Origin of the sequence: Sulfurimonas sp. (assembly GCF_026991475.1) — a bacterium.
GTDB lineage: Bacteria > Campylobacterota > Campylobacteria > Campylobacterales > Sulfurimonadaceae > Sulfurimonas.
Genome location: NZ_JALXBK010000007.1, coordinates 1 through 17,147, shown reverse-complemented (window position 1 = coordinate 17,147; position 17,147 = coordinate 1). Strand labels below are relative to the sequence as shown.

At 36.1% G+C, this 17,147-nt stretch carries 11 protein-coding genes and 1 tRNA gene; 10 read left to right on the top strand and 2 right to left on the bottom strand.

What is annotated here, in order from left to right; translation table 11 throughout:
- Positions 1–10 precede the first annotated feature (10 nt).
- The 3 genes from pyrF (at position 11) to MV589_RS00535 (ending at position 1,813) form a co-directional block, all read left to right on the top strand.
- On the top strand, positions 11–694 hold the full coding sequence (pyrF, locus tag MV589_RS00545; RefSeq protein ID WP_297431036.1) for an orotidine-5'-phosphate decarboxylase: 684 nt from the start codon (positions 11–13) through the stop codon (positions 692–694).
- A gap of 43 nt (positions 695–737) precedes the next feature.
- Positions 738–827: transfer RNA gene (locus MV589_RS00540), tRNA-Ser, on the top strand.
- 62 nt (positions 828–889) lie between these two features.
- Positions 890–1,813 (top strand): glutaminase, encoded by a 924-nt coding sequence (locus tag MV589_RS00535; RefSeq protein ID WP_297431057.1) that lies wholly within the window; start codon positions 890–892, stop codon positions 1,811–1,813.
- Between the two features lie 11 nt (positions 1,814–1,824).
- Here the strand turns inward: MV589_RS00535 and MV589_RS00530 are convergent, their stop codons facing one another.
- On the bottom strand, positions 1,825–2,214 hold the full coding sequence (locus MV589_RS00530; protein ID WP_297431035.1) for a thioredoxin family protein: 390 nt from the start codon (positions 2,212–2,214) through the stop codon (positions 1,825–1,827).
- Between the two features lie 175 nt (positions 2,215–2,389).
- On the opposite strand from MV589_RS00530, the gene MV589_RS00525 reads away from it, so the two are divergent.
- On the top strand, positions 2,390–9,448 hold the full coding sequence (locus tag MV589_RS00525; protein WP_297431034.1) for a cadherin-like domain-containing protein: 7,059 nt from the start codon (positions 2,390–2,392) through the stop codon (positions 9,446–9,448).
- Positions 9,449–9,489: 41 nt separating this feature from the next.
- On the opposite strand, the gene MV589_RS00520 is transcribed toward MV589_RS00525, so the two are convergent.
- Positions 9,490–10,602 (bottom strand): FtsW/RodA/SpoVE family cell cycle protein, encoded by a 1,113-nt coding sequence (locus MV589_RS00520; protein ID WP_297431031.1) that lies wholly within the window; start codon positions 10,600–10,602, stop codon positions 9,490–9,492.
- A gap of 52 nt (positions 10,603–10,654) precedes the next feature.
- Between MV589_RS00520 and MV589_RS00515 the strand changes: the two genes are divergently transcribed.
- The 6 genes from MV589_RS00515 to MV589_RS00490 are packed head-to-tail and all read left to right on the top strand — an operon-like array spanning position 10,655 to position 16,823.
- Positions 10,655–11,629: an RluA family pseudouridine synthase gene (locus MV589_RS00515; RefSeq protein ID WP_297431029.1), complete on the top strand. Its 975-nt coding sequence runs from the start codon at positions 10,655–10,657 to the stop codon at positions 11,627–11,629.
- On the top strand, positions 11,577–12,965 hold the full coding sequence (locus tag MV589_RS00510) for a fibronectin type III domain-containing protein (protein ID WP_297431026.1): 1,389 nt from the start codon (positions 11,577–11,579) through the stop codon (positions 12,963–12,965). The genes MV589_RS00515 and MV589_RS00510 overlap by 53 nt, the downstream gene beginning before the upstream one ends.
- Positions 12,965–14,137, top strand: coding sequence for a tRNA (guanosine(46)-N7)-methyltransferase TrmB (gene trmB / locus MV589_RS00505; RefSeq protein ID WP_297431024.1), 1,173 nt, complete (start codon positions 12,965–12,967; stop codon positions 14,135–14,137). The genes MV589_RS00510 and trmB overlap by 1 nt, the downstream gene beginning before the upstream one ends.
- Positions 14,130–14,801 (top strand): cell division ATP-binding protein FtsE, encoded by a 672-nt coding sequence (locus MV589_RS00500; protein ID WP_297431022.1) that lies wholly within the window; start codon positions 14,130–14,132, stop codon positions 14,799–14,801. The genes trmB and MV589_RS00500 overlap by 8 nt, the downstream gene beginning before the upstream one ends.
- The gene (locus tag MV589_RS00495; RefSeq protein WP_297431020.1) at positions 14,788–15,600 is read left to right on the top strand and encodes a cell division protein FtsX; all 813 of its coding nucleotides are present in this window, start codon (positions 14,788–14,790) and stop codon (positions 15,598–15,600) included. The genes MV589_RS00500 and MV589_RS00495 overlap by 14 nt, the downstream gene beginning before the upstream one ends.
- Complete coding sequence (locus tag MV589_RS00490) at positions 15,600–16,823, top strand: murein hydrolase activator EnvC family protein (RefSeq protein ID WP_297431018.1); 1,224 nt, start codon at positions 15,600–15,602, stop codon at positions 16,821–16,823. The genes MV589_RS00495 and MV589_RS00490 overlap by 1 nt, the downstream gene beginning before the upstream one ends.
- Positions 16,824–17,147: the final 324 nt, after the last annotated feature.

The following is a 17,147-nucleotide window of genomic DNA, read 5'->3' as shown; positions in this document are numbered from 1 at the left end:
AGAGTTATTTATGGAATTATGTGTTGCACTTGACCTCCCTACAGAAGAAGAAAACTTAGCTTTAATCCAAAAGATAAAAGAGCATGATGTCTGGCTCAAAGTCGGACTTCGTACTTACATTCGTGATGGTGAAGCATTTTTAAAAGCCATCAAAAATATCAATCCTGATTTTAAAATATTTTTAGATTTGAAACTCTATGACATTCCAAATACAATGGCAGATGCAGCAGAGTCTATTATGGGGCTTGGTGTAGATATGTTTAATGTCCATGCTAGTGCAGGCAAACGCGCAATGAGTACTGTAATGCAAAGACTTGAAAAATATGAAAATCGTCCTATTGTTTTGGCAGTAACCGCTTTGACCTCATTTAGTGAAGAGGAGTTTCAAGCAGTTTATGAATCAGACATTGCAAATAAGGCTAATCAATTTGCAAAAGATGCACAAGAGAGTGGGCTTGATGGTGTGGTCTGTTCTGCCTACGAATCAGCATCCATCAAAAATATTACAAATGAAAATTTTATGACACTTACTCCAGGCATTCGCCCTTTTGGAGAAGATGCAGGTGATCAAAAACGCGTGGCAGATGTTGCGTTTGCAAAAGAGCAAAAAGTAGATTTCATCGTTGTTGGGCGTCCTATTTATCAAGCAAAGAATCCCTCAGAAGTTGTAGCAAAAATTTTGGCTCGTATTTAAGCTATCTGTTATATAACTCTCATTATAATTACGCTCTTCAAATGGACGAGTGGGTGAGTGGCTGAAACCACATCCCTGCTAAGGATGCGTATGGGTAACTGTACCGAGAGTTCGAATCTCTCCTCGTCCACCACTTGAAGAAATATTAAATTCCCCTAAAAAAATTTTCACAAACTATGATATACTTACCATATGATGAATTACCAATCAATATTAGAAGAGATTAAAGAAGAGGTTTATCCTTATTTAAGAGAAGGAAAAGTTGCTAATTATATTCCGGCACTTGCCAATGTGAATCCTGAGCAGTTTGCTATGACACTTACTATGTTTGATGGCAGGCAGTATAGTGTTGGTCAGGCAGATACACTGTTTTCTATTCAAAGTATTTCAAAAGTATTTACATTTACTTTGGCACTTAAGCACTATGGTTTAGAGCTGTATGAGCGTATAGGACGAGAGCCGTCGGGGAATCCTTTTAACTCCTTAGTGCAGCTTGAATATGAGTCTGGAAAACCAAGAAATCCATTTATAAACGCAGGCGCTATAAATGTAACAGATGTTTTGCTCACATATTTTAAGAGTTCTACATCTACCTCTAAAAAGATTTTAGACTTTATGCACGCCATTGCAGATGATACCTCAATAGCATTTAATGATATTGTTGCAGAGTCAGAGATGGAACATGGATTTAGAAATTTGGCATTGGCAAATTTGATGAAGAGTTTTAATAACTTTGATAATGATGTCATGGAAGTTATAAAAATATATTTTCAGCACTGCTCAATTGAGATGAATACAAAAATGCTCTCCCGTTCTATGCTTTATTTGGCAAATCACGGCGTAGATCCAATCACGGGTAAAACTTATATTACATCGCAGCAGGCAAAGCGTATAAACGCAGTGATGCTTACCTGTGGACACTATGATGCTTCAGGTGATTTTGCATTTCATGTTGGACTTCCCGGTAAGAGTGGAGTAGGTGGTGGAATAGTCGCAGTTGTTCCAAAAATGATGGGCATAGCAGTCTGGGCACCAGCTCTAAATGCTCAAGGAAATTCACTTGTCGGTACAAAAGCATTAGAACTCTTTACAAGTAAAACGGGATTATCTATTTTTTAGATTCTGTCCCATTATTTGAAAGATTTCACCTCTTTTAAAAGCGAAAGAAAACGTTCAGGAGACATATACCCAACATCTTCATCATAAATTTTGCCATCAGATGTCAAGAAGTAGTGTCTTGGTGCTCCATAGCGCTCAAATTTATCGGGGATTTTGTGTTGGTCTCGAGAGAGATAGATGGGGACAAAGTCTGCGTTTAGCTTGTTCATTACATACTTTTTAGAGAGGGTAGTCTTTTTAAATTTTTTGCAGTATTTACAAGCATCTGCACCAATAAAAAGATAAACATCTTTATGCTCTTTTTTAGCTACTTCTAAACCCTTATTATAATTGTGTATCCAGTTTAATTCTGCACCAAAAAGTGAAACCGTAAAAAGTAAGCTTAATAATATTTTATTCATAAAAGTATTATACACTATATTTTGCAGATGAGTAAATACAACTTATGTTGAAAAATTTTGTAATGCGTGGGGTTATTTTATCTCTCTTACTAGCGTTATTGTACCTGAGTACAATAGTAAATAATTTGTAAAAACTTTATAATTACTCCAAATATATAAAATTTAGGAGTTTGTTGTGGCAAATCAAATAGCTGTTGTAAGAGATATAAGTGGAAAATTTTATGCAAAAGAGCCCGATGGTTCTTTGCGAGAACTCTCAGAGGGTGACAAGATTTATGAGGGTGAAATTGTTGTTGGAGCTAATGGAAATAGTGATTTAGATTCTCTGATTTTGACAATGAATGATGGAACAGATTTGGTTGTTCTTGGAAATGAAAAGCAACTTTTTGATTCATCTCTTTCAAATGTGGAATTTTCATCAGATGAAACTGTCACAGATACTCACTCCTTACAGGATTTAATAAGCGATAGCAATAATCCAAATAATGTAAATGATGATGCTGATGCAATGCAAACAGCGGCTGGTGTAGCAGCGACTGATAGCTCGGACGGTGACTTAGCATCAAATTTTAAGACAATAGATGTTGCAGTTGATAACAATACAAATAATAGTATTACCGATACAGTAATAAGAGATACTGCAATTCCTACGGTGGAAACGGTAGTTGATCATACTGTTGAGACTCCTTTAGATATAAATAGAGAATCACTTCTTGACACCCTTTCTCAAATAAAAAATAATGTCTCAGACCTTACAAACGCAGCAAATGATGCAGCAAAAACTGCAACAGATGCCGCAACTGCAGCCGATAATGCTGCTGCTAAAGCGGATGATATGCCAACAGAGGAGAATTTAACAGCGGCGCAAGATGCTGAGGATGTAGCTACTGCAGCGGCAACAACAGCTGCAAATGCTGCCAATGCTCTTGATGCAGCAATAAACACGCTAAAGGTAGCGGCAGACGCAGCAAATGAGAGTGTAGATACGACAGATAATGTAAAAGTTGTAGATGATACCCGTCAAACGGTGCAGACTACGATGGAATCTGGTGCTACGAATGATAGAATTTCAGAAGTAACAGACAGCGATACAACAGTAAACGCAGTAGATGAAAATGTAGCAGATGGAACATACACAGGTGTTACTCTAAACGCAGTAGATGTAGATGGTGATGCTGTGCCTTTTAGAGTGGAAGATGATGGACGAGTGGTTGTAGATGGTGATAATGCTATAGACTTTGAAAACAAAGAGAGCTATACATTTGATGTGACTGCCACGAGTGCTGATGGAACGAGTTCTACACAAAGTGTTACTGTTAACGTAAATGATATTGATGATACGGCAGGGACTATTGCTATAAATACGATTTCAGATGATGATGTTGTAAATGCCGCTGAGTCTGATGATACTTTAACAGTAAATGGTACTACGACAGGCATTGAAGAGGGGCAAAGCGTTACGTTGACACTCAATGATAAAACATATAGTGCTGATGTGGATGCCAATGGTAACTGGAGTGTGGACGTTCCTTCTGCTGATGTAAAAGATCTTAATGATGCTACAGCGTACCAGGTAGATGCAGATGTAAGCGATGCTGCGGGTAATGCATCTGAAACAGCGACACATATCATAAATGTAGATGAACTCTCAGAAGCGACACTTGCCATTCATGATGATGACGGTAGTGACAATAATAATGTTATAGAAGAGGATGAAGCAAGTTCAGTTCTTATAGACGGTACACTTGAATCTGGAGGGACTATAACTGCCTTAAGTGTTACGGACGGTACAAATACCATAAATGTATCGAGTGATGACATTACTGTAAATGATGATGGCACTTGGAGTACGATACAAGATTTAAGTTCACTTGATGATGGAACATTGACCGTAGATATGAGCACAAAAGATGCAGCCGGCAATGAAGGAAGTGAACAGACTACAATAGATAAAGATACGAGTGGTTCAAATACAGGTAGTGTTCAAGATAGTGCTATAGCTGGATGTGAATTTAACACAAGTTCTGGTGTTCATGGTGTGACAGATGCCGATGGTAACTTTACATACAATGATGGTGATACTGTTACTTTTAGTATAGGTGGCGTAACAATTGGAAGTGCAAGTGCAGATGCTATTCATAACTTTGATGATGGTGATGGTAACTTTATGTTTTTGCAAGATCTCGCAGGTGTAGAGCTGGATAACTTTGACAATGAACAGGTAGAAAATATGGCGATGTTCTTGCAATCACTCGATAGTGACGGTGACGCGAGTAACGGGATTCAAGTTTCAGATGAAGCAAGAGAAGCACTTGCAGATACACATCTTGACCTCTCGTCTGCCGATGTGAGAGAATCTGATGTAGCACATGTTCTGGATTCTCTTGTAGATTCTGGTGTAGAAGGTGTACACTCATTCAATGCTGACAACGCAGCGCAGGTAGAATCAGATATGATGAATCATGTGCAAGATACGGTATTGGATATTGTAAGTGATGCAACGAATGAATCGTCTGGTGAGTCGTCTGGAATTGATTTTATGGATCCACTTGATGCAATGAGTGATAAACTAAAAGATATGATGAGTTTAAAAGATGAACTTAGTGGTGGTGAACTGCACACGGAAGATACAACTGATGCGCATGGGGTTGATCTTGGGAGTGTTTCAGAAGATGCAAGTATTACTTTTAGTGCGCAAGATCTGCTTGCAAACTCAACAGCAGTGCATGGTGCAAGAGATGGTTCAGATCTTACTGTAAGTAATGTAAATGTAGATCCAAAATATGGAACTCTTACAGAAAATGATGACGGTACATATACATTTACGCCTGCAGAAACTACTGTAGATGTAAATAATTTACCAATACATTACACAGTAAATGATTGGAGTGCATCAGAGGATATTACTGCTACTTTGGATATTTCTAATGTTATTACAGCAGAAGAAGAGGCAAGTGATGCAGATGTAGCTTCTAAACTAGCAACAGAAAACACAGAAAGTGAAATTATAGTAAATGAGACAGGAACTGATGGAGCTCTAGTTTTAGATAGTACAGGTAGTAACCCTGAACTACTTGGTGGAGCAACTTCAGTTGATATTACAATAAGCTTAACAGGTGAAGCAAATCAAGGTCAGGCATCAATTCTTTCATATGATTCAAGCGAACAGGATAATGAGTTTCTAATATTTAGTGATGGTAATAATGTAAAACTTTATCTTAATGGTGCTAATGTAAATACAGGTATTACAAGTGATGAACTTTTTGATGGTACACAACATAAGTTTAATGTTTCGTGGGACAGCCAAACAGGTAAAGCAGAATTTTTTCTTGATGGAAATTTAGAAGGAATCCAAACAATAGCAAAAGGACATACTATAGATAGTAATGGTGTTCTGATGTTAGGTCAAGAACAAGATCATGTTGGTGGTGGACTCGATAGCAATCAAATTTTCAGTGGAGAATTTCAGGATGTAAGTGTTTCAGTTGATGGAGAAAAAGTAGCACATTGGGATATGAATGGTATTTCTAGTGATGGCACCGTTAGTGATAGTGTTGGAAACTTTGATTTAGCGGTTACAGGAGATACCACAATTGGTGGTACGAATATATCAACAGATGAAGATAGTCCAGTAATAATAGATGTCCTAGCAAATGACACAGATGCAGATGGTGATAAACTGGCAATCACTAAGATAGATGGGCAAGATGTAAGCGATGGACAAACTGCGAGCATTACAGATGAAAATGGGAACACTTTAGGAACTGCAATACTTACAGATGATGGGAAAGTAGAATTTACACCTAGTAAAGAGTTGCAAGAGATGAATGATGGAGAACATAAAGATGTAACATTTGATTATACAGTTTCTGATGGTAAGGGTGGTGAGGCTACTGCTAATGTTACTGTGGATGTAACAGGCACTAATGAACAAATAGTAGGAACAAGTGGAAATGATCATCTTGTTGGTACCGCAGACAATGACACTATCACCGGAGGAGAGGGAAGAAACTTCATCGATGCCGGAGCAGGTGATGATACTGTAAATATTACAGAAGGAGATGGACGAGCAAGTTATGAAATTGTACGAGGTGGTGCAGGAGATGACACTGTAGTATTTGAGGGTAATAGAAATGATTATACAGTGAGTCATGAAGATGCAAATGGAAGATTTAGAGTAGAAAATATAGATACCCAAGAGAATCAATATATCTATGATGATGTTGAGAACATCAAGTTTGCAGACCAAATAGTAGAAACACACGATGATCAGGGGAATGTGAATGCAGATTTTGTTAATGATGTTGTAATAGGAAGTGCTGAGAGAGATGTTATTTATACAGGAAGTGGTGATGATGTTATAAATTCAGGTACTGGTAATGATCATATTTCAGCTGGATCAGGTAATGACATCATCACCGGAGGTGAGGGAAGAAACTTCATCGATGCAGGAGCAGGTGATGATACTGTAAATATTACAGAAGGAGATGGCCGAGCAAGTTATGAAATTGTACGAGGTGGTGAAGGAGATGACACTGTAGTATTTGAGGGTAATAGAGATGATTATACAGTGAGTCATGAAGATGCAAATGGAAGATTTAGAGTAGAAAATATAGATACCCAAGAGAATCAATATATCTATGATGATGTGGAGAATATCAAGTTTGCAGACAAAACAGTAGCAACACATGATGCTCAGGGAAATATAATATCTGATTTACAAGCGCCAGATATCACAAAACTGGCAATTACGGATATTATAGATGCATCAGGTGACTATAGCTCAGTGACTATGCAAGGTACAGGTGCAGAGGTCGGAAATACTATTATACTTTATGATGAAGACAATAATGCAGTTGCATCTACTACGGTAGGAGATGATGGTATATGGAGTGTTGATATTAGTAATCTTGAGAATACTGCTGTAAATGATAATGAATTTTTTAATGTTACAGAGACTGATGCGGCAGGTAATGTTACGGCACATACAGATTCTACTCAATATTGGCATGGAACACCTAGTTCGGGCAGTACAGAAGCCACTGATGATTTTGTTTTAATGGGTGAAGGTGATGATACTGCAAATATTGAGGCTAATGATGCAAATAACCATCTCTTTGTTGATGGAGGACTAGGAAATGACACTGCTAAACTTAGTGGTAATATTGCTGATTATTCTATTGTAAAAGAGGATGGGAACATTGTAGTTACTGATATTAGTGATGGTGTGAAAAATGGTGATGTTGTTGAATTTAAAGATGTTGAGACTATTACGTTTGCAGATGGCAAGTATGATGTCGGAAGTGACACATTAAATAGTTATGCTACAGCAGAAAATGATAGTGTAATAACCAATGAAGATAGCGATTATACCTTTACAACAGATGATTTTGGATACAGCGATACAGATGGAGATGCTTTACATTCTGTAACAATTACAGATATTCCTGATAGTGGAAGTTTGACTTTAAATGGTACTGCTGTCAGTGATGGTGATGTGATAAGTGCTAGTGATATTACAGATGGAAAGCTTGTATTTACTCCTGCAGAAAATAGTGATACGAATGTAAACATTAACTTTAAAGTTTCAGATAATGGAACTGATTGGAGTAATGAAGCTCAAACTACCATAAATGTTGATGCTGTAGCTGATACTCCTACTGTAACTGTTGATTTAGGTGAGATGGTTATTAGTGAATCAAATACTGGCATTGAAATGAACGCTTCAGATGTTCATTTCTATGAAGATGGAAATGGTGGGGATGCAGATTTATCTGATAATAATAATCAAGTTGTATTTGGTAATGATTGGGAACAAATTAAGCTTAATGATGGAGATGATACGGCTATTGTAGGTAATGCTGCTGATGATTCTCAATTTGATGCAGGTGATGGTAATAATAAAATTATCCTTGGTGATAATTGGAAAGATGTAAAACTGGGAGATGGTAATAATTCAATTCTTGCTGGCGATGGTTCAAATGATGGGGAGTCTAAATTTGATGCTGGAGGGGATGGTAATAATAATATTATATTAGGGGATAATTGGAATGAGATAAAAGGTGGAGATGGTAACGATATTATAAATGTAGGGAATGCCTCATCCGATAAGGCTCTTATTGATACTGGTGATGGTGATAATGTGGTAACTGTTGGTGCGGGTTGGCAAGAGATCAAAGGTGGAGAGGGTAATGATACTGTTATATTTAAAGGAACAAGTGATGACTTTACCGTTGATGATAAGGGTGATGGAAAAATAGAAGTTACGAATAATGCAACTAATGCAGTAACAAAACTTGAAGATATAGAAAATATTGCATTTGGTGGGGAAAATGTAAATTCTTCTGTTCACTATTCGTACAATCTAAATATTGATACAGCATTGAGTGATACCGATGGAAGTGAGAGTTTAACTATATCTGTAGATATGCCTGATAGTACAACTTTAACCAATAGTCTTGGAGATAATATAACAGTAGCAGATGGGCAAGCTGTTCTGACTTCTGCTCAATTAGATGGATTAAAACTTGTAAGTGATACTCCATTATCTGCTTCAGATGATATTAGCCTGACAGCAACAGCAACAGATGGTTCAAGTAGTGCCTCTACAACTATTGTATATGATATGGGTGAAACAATAAATATGTCGGATAGTGATCAAGAATCGGCAACAGGAACAGATGCAAATGATACTATCTATATGGGTACAGGTCAGCAACAGCAAGCTGAAGGTGGAGCAGGTGATGATACTATAGATGTAGCTGGTAGTGATTTTAAAGCTTATGGCGAAGCTGGTAGTGATACCTTTAAAATTGACTCGAATGATTTTAAAGATGGAGATTTTAATGGAAATGATTCTCTTATTGATGGTGGTGAAGGTTTAGATGGCTTAGTTATTAGTAATGATATGGATCTTAATTTTGATGCACTCAAAGATAATATTGATAATATAGAAAGTATAAATCTTGATGATGGTGCGCAAAATATTACTTCTTTAAGTGTTGACGATGTTTTAGATATGACTGGTGATGATAATATTATTCGTATTGATGGCGATAAGTTTGATAGTATTAGTCTTGATACGGATACGGATGGTAGTGGTGAGTGGAAATTGGGTGATTTTAAAACAGATGCTGAAACAGGTCAAGAGTATCAAGAAGTCACAGGAGTAGCAGATGATGGTTCTTCTGTTACCTTAGAAATTAGTACCGATATTCATGTAGATGAGAGTTAAGAAAGATAAAACTATAAAAGCTATTTTATAGCTTTTATATCCTAAACAAAACTTTTTTTACCGCTTTTGTCATACATATCTTTGTACCGAAAAGTAATGAGATTTTGCATGATGGCAAAAAGGACAATGAAGTTTAAAAAACTGCTCCCTCCATAGCTAAACATCGGTAGAGGTACCCCCACAACAGGGGCGTAGCCTATGGTCATAGATATATTTACTCCCATATAGATAAATATCATAAACGCAATGGCGGCGGTAACGACCTTAATGAGATAGTCTTTGTTAAATATACTCAAACTCAGCAGATGTAAAATAAGCAATGCATAGAGAGTAATAAGCCCAAGTGCACCTAAAAAGCCGGTGCGCTCAACCACAAATGCAAAGATGAAGTCACTTGTAGCGATTGGCAGGAATTTCATCTGCGTTTGTGTTGCATCTTCTTTGTCTTTACCACTCCAACCGCCTGAACCGATGGCAATGATGGACTGTTGTACATGGTAAGATGGCTTTTCACTTAAAAAATCGGTAATACGCTCTTTTTGGTAATCGTGGAGTAGAAATTTGTACGCAATAGGTGTAAAAAGTAGAACAATAGCAGCAATGGCAGCTAAAATTTTCCAGTAAATACCAACATAAAAGAGAATAGCAAAACCGATGAGTAGTAACACCATAGCCGTACCGAGGTCAGGTTCTTTTGCAATAAGAATAAAGGGGATAAAAATGTATAGACTGAGCTTTAAAAACTCTTTGAGTCGGTAGCCGTGTAGGGGCGGAGGACTTTTATTTATTAGGTATGCAAGCATTAAAATAAGGGCAGGTTTGACAAACTCAGAGGGCTGCATCGTTGCGTTTATGAAAGGAATGTCTATCCATCTCTGTGCACCCAAACGAGAGTGTCCAAAGAACTCAACAGCAAGTAAAAGTGCAATGTTCGCCCAGTAAATAAAAGGAATAATCCAACTCATTCGACGGATAGGAAGTACAAAGATAATCAAAAAAGTGACAAAGGCAACACCGACATAGGCTACCTGTTTTTGAGCAAGTGCAGGGACGGCTTCACCAATGAGCCAATGAGACATCATGACAAGTGGAATTATAAGGATAATGGAAAGAAAGTCAAATTGTGATAAAATACTCTTATCAAATCTCCACAAGTTTATATCTCCATATTAAATTACTGTGATTGTAACATAAAGGTAACAAAGAATGATAAACACACAAGAGTATGTATGTACAAATCCCGAACGTTTAGATACGTTTTTAACAGCACAAATAGGACAAACCCGTTCACAAATAGCAGGACTTATAAAACATAATTGTGTTTTTGTAGATGGCAAAAAAGTAGCACGACCAGGTGTAAAGCTAAAAGTAGGGCAGAGCGTTAAAGTAGAGTTCCCTGAGGCAAAAAAAGAAAAAGCTCTTGATGTTGATTTTGATGTGGAGATTCTTTATGAAGATGATGATGTCTTAGTCATCAACAAGCCAAGTGGTGTAACAGTGCATCCAGCACCTAGTGTCAAAGATGCAACTTTGGTTGATTGGTTGAAACATAAAGGTGTGCGTCTCTCTACTATTAGTGGCGAAGAGCGTCATGGAATTGTGCATCGACTCGACAAAGGAACAAGTGGGACAATGGTTGTTGCTAAAAACAATGAAGCCCATGAATTTCTCTCAAAACAGCTACAAGATAAGAGTATGGGACGCTACTACATCGCTGTTGTTACCCCTCCGTTAAAAGAAGATGTTACAATAGTAGAATCGAATATTGGGCGTAGTTCACATAACCGTTTAAAGATGGCATGTGGGCTTGAGCATGGTAAATATGCAAAAACAATGTTTAAACATCTTGCTCTAAGCGCAGATGAAAAAACGCAGCTTATTGCATGTAAACTCTTTACTGGAAGAACACATCAAATTCGTGTGCATTTAGAGAGTCTGAACCGTCATATTTTGGGTGATCATATATATGGATTAACCCCTAAAGCAGAGAAATCGGAACGTATTTTGCTCCATGCATACCTAATATATTTTATTCATCCAACAACAAAAGAGAAGCTCTATTTTAAAGCTGATTTTGATAAAATAATGCAAGATACAATAACAAATAAATTTGACAAGGAGATTTTGAATGAAGTTATCGACACTGAGTATATTATGCGCAGCTTCACTGCTGTTTCTTAGCGGCTGTGTCTCACCAAGCCCAAAACCACAGCAAAAGGCTATTCTTGACTCGTCATTGCCACTAGTGACTTTGACTAAAAATGGAATTATTAGAGATATGAAAACAGTTGCGTTTGAGTGGAAGAGTATTCAAGACCCTCGCGTAAAAGCAATATATGTTTACAAAAGAGATTTTTCAGATAAAGAAAATAAACAGATACACTATTTTGCAACGATAAACAATAGATTTCAAACGCATTTTGTAGATACTTCTGTAGAACCAGGCAGACGATATGGCTATGCATTTCAAGTTGCTTCAAAAGATGCAGAGGGCGCACGCACTAAAATATTTGTTGTAAATACACTGCCTGTTTTACAGTCTGTGACTTGGATTCACTCTATACAGGGACTTCCTCGTATGGCGAAAATTATTTGGCGACCAGATGAAAATGAGAGAGTTGAAAAGTACATTATAGAGAGAAAAACTTACGGCGATGCAGAGTGGGATAAGATAGCAACTTTGGAGGGAAGATTAAACGCAGAGTATATTGATATGGGTTTAAAAGATGATCATGTTTATCTTTATCGTGTACTTGTTGAGACTTATGATGGAATTATTTCTACACCTTCTGAAATTGTAAAAGTTGTGACAAAAGCTTTACCAAAGAGTATTACACAAATAAATGCAACGAAAAATCTTCCAAGAAAAATTGATATAACATGGGAAAAATCGGATGCAAAAGATTTTGCAAGATACTATTTGTATCGAAGTGATAGAATTGATGGAAATTATGAATTGATAGCAAAACTTTACAATAATAGATTTGAAGATAAAATAGACGAAGATGGAAAATCTTACTTTTATAGAGTAAGTGTTGTTGACAAAGATGGTTTACAAAGTGAAAATGAAAAACATACCGTTATGGGTATGACTTTAAGCAAACCACTAGCACCTGCAGCAGTAGAAGCAATGCATTTTAATGATAAAGTAATTTTAACATGGAATAAAAATGATGCAAGAGCAATATACTACAAAGTTGTTAGAAAACGAAAAGATGGCTGGTTTAAAGAGAGTATTAAAAAATTTGACCACATAGATACTAATAAATTTACTGATAGTGATATAAAACCAGATAGTACATATACATATACCATCTATGCAGTAGATGTAAATGGGTTAGTTTCTAAACCAAGTACGGAAGTAAAAATCATTACTGATGGATCAAAAGTGACACAAAATAAGACACAAAACAAAACGAAAAGTGAGCCAAAAGTTGCACCAAAAGTCGCACCAAAAAGTACTCAAACGCAGGAGACAATTTCACCTGTGCAAGATTTAGATTTGAATGAGCTTTAATGCCACATTTACACATAAAAGAGTTTAAAGAGATAGAACTGCCAGCAGTTCAAGATGGGGTACATTTTAATTTTATTGCCCAAAATGCGAACCATGCTGATGAAAAGCTTATCTCTACAACGGTAGAGGGTGAAGACTTTTTTTTACTAGTAAAAGTCGAAGAAAACAGAAGTCTTTTAAAAACAGATAAGCTGACTCGTCCTGCATCTATACACAATGTGCATTGTGCACTTTTAGGGTATGCTAAAGCAGCAGAACTAGAAGTTATTGCTTCAAATGTGCCTGAGGCAAAGCAAAATGTACATTTGCAAGAGGAGACGGCACTTAAAAAGATTGAGTTTTTTGCAGATAATTTTCCAAGTGATAAAGAGGTGCGAATAGAGGTTGGTTTTGGCTCAGGAAGGCATTTGTTGCATCAGGCGGCAAGTAATCCTGATGTACTTTTTATAGGAATAGAGATTCACCGTCCATCTATTGAGCAGGTTTTAAAGCAAAGTGTTATTCAAAAGTTAGACAATTTACTTGTGCTTGATTATGATGCGCGTCTTTTTATGGAGCTTGTTCCATCTAATCTTGTAGGTGCTATTTATGTCCATTTTCCTGTACCTTGGGATAAAAAACCACATAGAAGAGTAATTTCGACATCATTTATTGAAGAGTCACGCCGTGTTTTAAAAGTGGGTGGTACTTTAGAGCTGAGAACTGATAGTGAAAATTACTATGCGTACTCTTATGAGACTTTTATTGCGTTTAATAAAACAACGCTTCATATAAATAAAAATAGAGATATAGCAGTAAGTTCCAAGTATGAAGATAGATGGAAAAAGATGGAGAAAAACATTTATGATGTAACTATGATAAATGATGAAGAGTCTGATATGCTTGAAGTAGTGGGTGATTTTTCTTTTGAGAAGTCTACTTTGAGTGATGAAGAGATAATAGCGCTACATGATAAAACATTTCGTTTTGAGGCTGGCTTTATTCATGTAGAGAGGGTCTATAAAACGCAAAATGGCACTATGCTGCGTTTATCTATGGGAAGTTTTGATCGACCAGAACATCTTTATTTGCTTATTAATAACAGCAAAATAGATTACTATCCTCAAGAACCGCTAAAATCACGAAGTAATTTACAGGCACATAAAGAACTAGCTAGGATTTTAAATGGATAAAGTGATAATCGCAAATAATTTATCTCTTGCGTATTCAAATGATGACACAATTATTAATAAAGTAAATTTTTCTGTAGATACTGGAAGTTTTATTTTTATTACTGGTGCAAGTGGGAGTGGAAAATCAACACTCTTAAAATCTCTTTATGGTGCACTTAAACCAATAGAGGGAAGCTTAGTCGTTGGTGGTGTTGAGCTCAAAAGTGTTAGTAAAAAGAAACTGAATTTTTTGAGAAAACATCTGGGCATAGTGTTTCAAGACTATAAACTTGTAAAAGAGTGGACAATAGAGAAGAACATTATGCTTCCACTTATCATTAATGGATATGAGAAGAGTGTGACACAAAATCAGGTTGATTCACTGTTAAAGCATGTACGCTTGCAGCATCAAACTGGGAAATATCCACAAGAATTGAGTGGTGGGGAGCAACAGCGTGTGGCAATGGCGCGAGCTTTAGCCCATAATCCTACTGTTATTTTAGCAGATGAGCCGACTGGTAATCTTGATGACTACTCGTCACAGCTTATTTGGAATCTTCTTGAGGGTGCAAATGAACAGCTTGAGACAACCGTCATCGTAGTAACGCACCATATACCTGAGACGATGAAAGTTGAGTATAAACATTATCATATTGAGTCTGGAGATATACGTGAAGTCATTTAAAAATCATCTCTCTCTTGTTATCGCTTTAGTAAGTATTTTATTTACTATTCAGGTTTTTACTGTTGTTGATAGATCTATAAATGCATATAAAGATAAATTAACAAAAAATTATTCGCTTGTAATTGTGTCGCAAAATAAACTACTCCCAAAAGAGTTGAAGGCAAAAGTTTCTACTATTGCAGATGTAATAGAACTCTCTCCTGAGAGTGTAATTAAAAAACTTAATACAAAAATTAGTAAAAACAATATAGAGCTTTTAAAAGCAACTCTGCCAAGATTTTACAAGTTAAAACTTGCTATATATCCAAGTCCAGATGAGATACAAAAGATAAGAAAAAAATTACTAAAAATAAAATCAATCACTAAAGTGGAGAGCTTTTCTGCAACACATGATACGATATATAATTTGCTGCTTCTTTTTAAAACGGTTATAAGTGTTCTTGCCTTTGCTATATTAATTGTAACAGTGCTGCTCATTTTTAAAGAACTTCGTATTTGGCAATTTAAGCATAACGAACGGATGAATATTATGAGCTTATTTGGTGCTCCTACATGGCTGCGTTCTGCTGTTTTGTTTAGATTAGCTATTGTTGATGCACTTATTGCCTCTGTGCTTAATTTTGGAATTTTTTCATATATAGCATCTAGTAGTTGGGTGAGCCAACAGCTCCATACCATTGGTATACACATTGTTGTTTTTGATAAAGTAAATGATTTTTTAAGTGGATTGGCAATCTCTGTCACACTCTCTATACTTTTGGCTGCGTTTATAGTTCTTGGACATAAAGAAGAGGTCTGATGCAATATATATTTTTAACTCTTTTTTTACTTTCAAGCACTCTTTTTGGGGGAACTAGTATTGATACAAAGATACATAAAACAAGCTCAAAGCTACACTCCTACAAGAAAAACTATGTAAATATAAATAAAAAGCTTATACAGACTGCTGATGCTATTTTAAAACAAAAGCGTATGCTCAAACAACAGATAAAACAGTTAAAAGAGCTCAAAGCAGATCTTGCAACAAAAGAGCTGAGTTATAATGAAGATACAAAGCAGCTAAGACTCTTACGAAAATCACAGATTGCTTTAAAAAATAAACAAGATAAGATAGAAGAAAAGTTAGTCTTTTTTATAGCAAAGAGTGTCTCCTTGTCGGTTGTTTTAGAAGAGAAATATAGTCAAAATGAAGAATCACTTATAGAGGTGGAAGTTTTAAAGACAATGCTTAAATCCTCACAGGATGAAGTGAAAAAGCTCAATAGTATCTTTTATGATAATGAAAAAAAAGTGAATTTATTGCAAAGTCATGCCACTACTTTACAGTCAAATATAACACAGATAGATAAGAAAAGAAAAAAAGCAATACAAATTACAAAAGAGAATAAACGTGCCTTAGCAAAATTGCAAAAAGAGAAAGCATCTTATACTCGGCAGTTAAAAAGAGTGATAAGAAGACAAAATAGTTTGAAAAGTACACTTGAAAAGTTAAATATTGTAAAACAAGATACTATTAAAAAAGAGCGTGAAAGAAAAGAGCGAGAAGCTGCGTTTGCAAAACAGAAGATCAATCTTAATGAAAACTTGCCAAAGGTCAAACAGCACGGTAATAGTTACCAGAGTGTTAAGACTATTCGATACAGAGGACCTAGGACTATTGCACCTTTGAGTAGATACACCATTAGTAAAAAGTATGGTCCATATACTGATCCGATTTATGGCATTAAAATTTTCAATGAGTCAATATCTTTACGACCTACATCGCCAAATGCGAAGGTTAAAAATGTAATGAACGGAAGAGTTGTTTACGCTGACAAGACTGCAGTTTTAGATAATATTGTCATCGTTGAGCATAAAAACGGACTACATACCATCTACGCAAATCTTTCTCAAATTGCACCAGACATTAAAAAAGGTAGGAAAATAAGAAAGGGCGCAGTCATAGGACGAGTAAGAGATGAACTAGTTTTTGAAGTAACTCAGAAAAATTACCACATTAACCCAATTCGCCTTTTTAGATAATAAAGGTTAATCGTCTGTTATATGTAATTCTCAATATATTGCTGTATATCAGTTTGAATTAACTCACACATCCATTTGGGTTCAAGAATATACATATGAGGTATCCAATATTTAACAATAGGGAGTATCTCCATCTCATGTGTTATGCTAACACTGAATTTCATACTACCATCACTGTTTAATATCTCTGTCTTTTGGGTAGTGTTCAATAATCTGTGTCAGCATCGGATAATTCCTAAAATTGTATCATAAATCTAAAGCATCATCCAACCTGCCATCGAAAAAGATGGCAAGTTGTGAGATGGTAAGTGACCAGTTCCGAAT

Bases quoted from the DNA above. Each gene is read 5' to 3' on its own strand.
- MV589_RS00510 (WP_297431026.1), top strand. From the start codon at position 11,577: ATGAAGTTATCGACACTGAGTATATTATGCGCAGCTTCACTGCTGTTT.
- pyrF (WP_297431036.1), top strand. From the start codon at position 11: ATGGAATTATGTGTTGCACTTGACCTCCCTACAGAAGAAGAAAACTTA.
- trmB (WP_297431024.1), top strand. From the start codon at position 12,965: ATGCCACATTTACACATAAAAGAGTTTAAAGAGATAGAACTGCCAGCA.
- MV589_RS00530 (WP_297431035.1), bottom strand. From the start codon at position 2,214: ATGAATAAAATATTATTAAGCTTACTTTTTACGGTTTCACTTTTTGGT.
- MV589_RS00500 (WP_297431022.1), top strand. From the start codon at position 14,130: ATGGATAAAGTGATAATCGCAAATAATTTATCTCTTGCGTATTCAAAT.
- MV589_RS00535 (WP_297431057.1), top strand. From the start codon at position 890: ATGAATTACCAATCAATATTAGAAGAGATTAAAGAAGAGGTTTATCCT.
- MV589_RS00515 (WP_297431029.1), top strand. From the start codon at position 10,655: ATGATAAACACACAAGAGTATGTATGTACAAATCCCGAACGTTTAGAT.
- MV589_RS00490 (WP_297431018.1), top strand. From the start codon at position 15,600: ATGCAATATATATTTTTAACTCTTTTTTTACTTTCAAGCACTCTTTTT.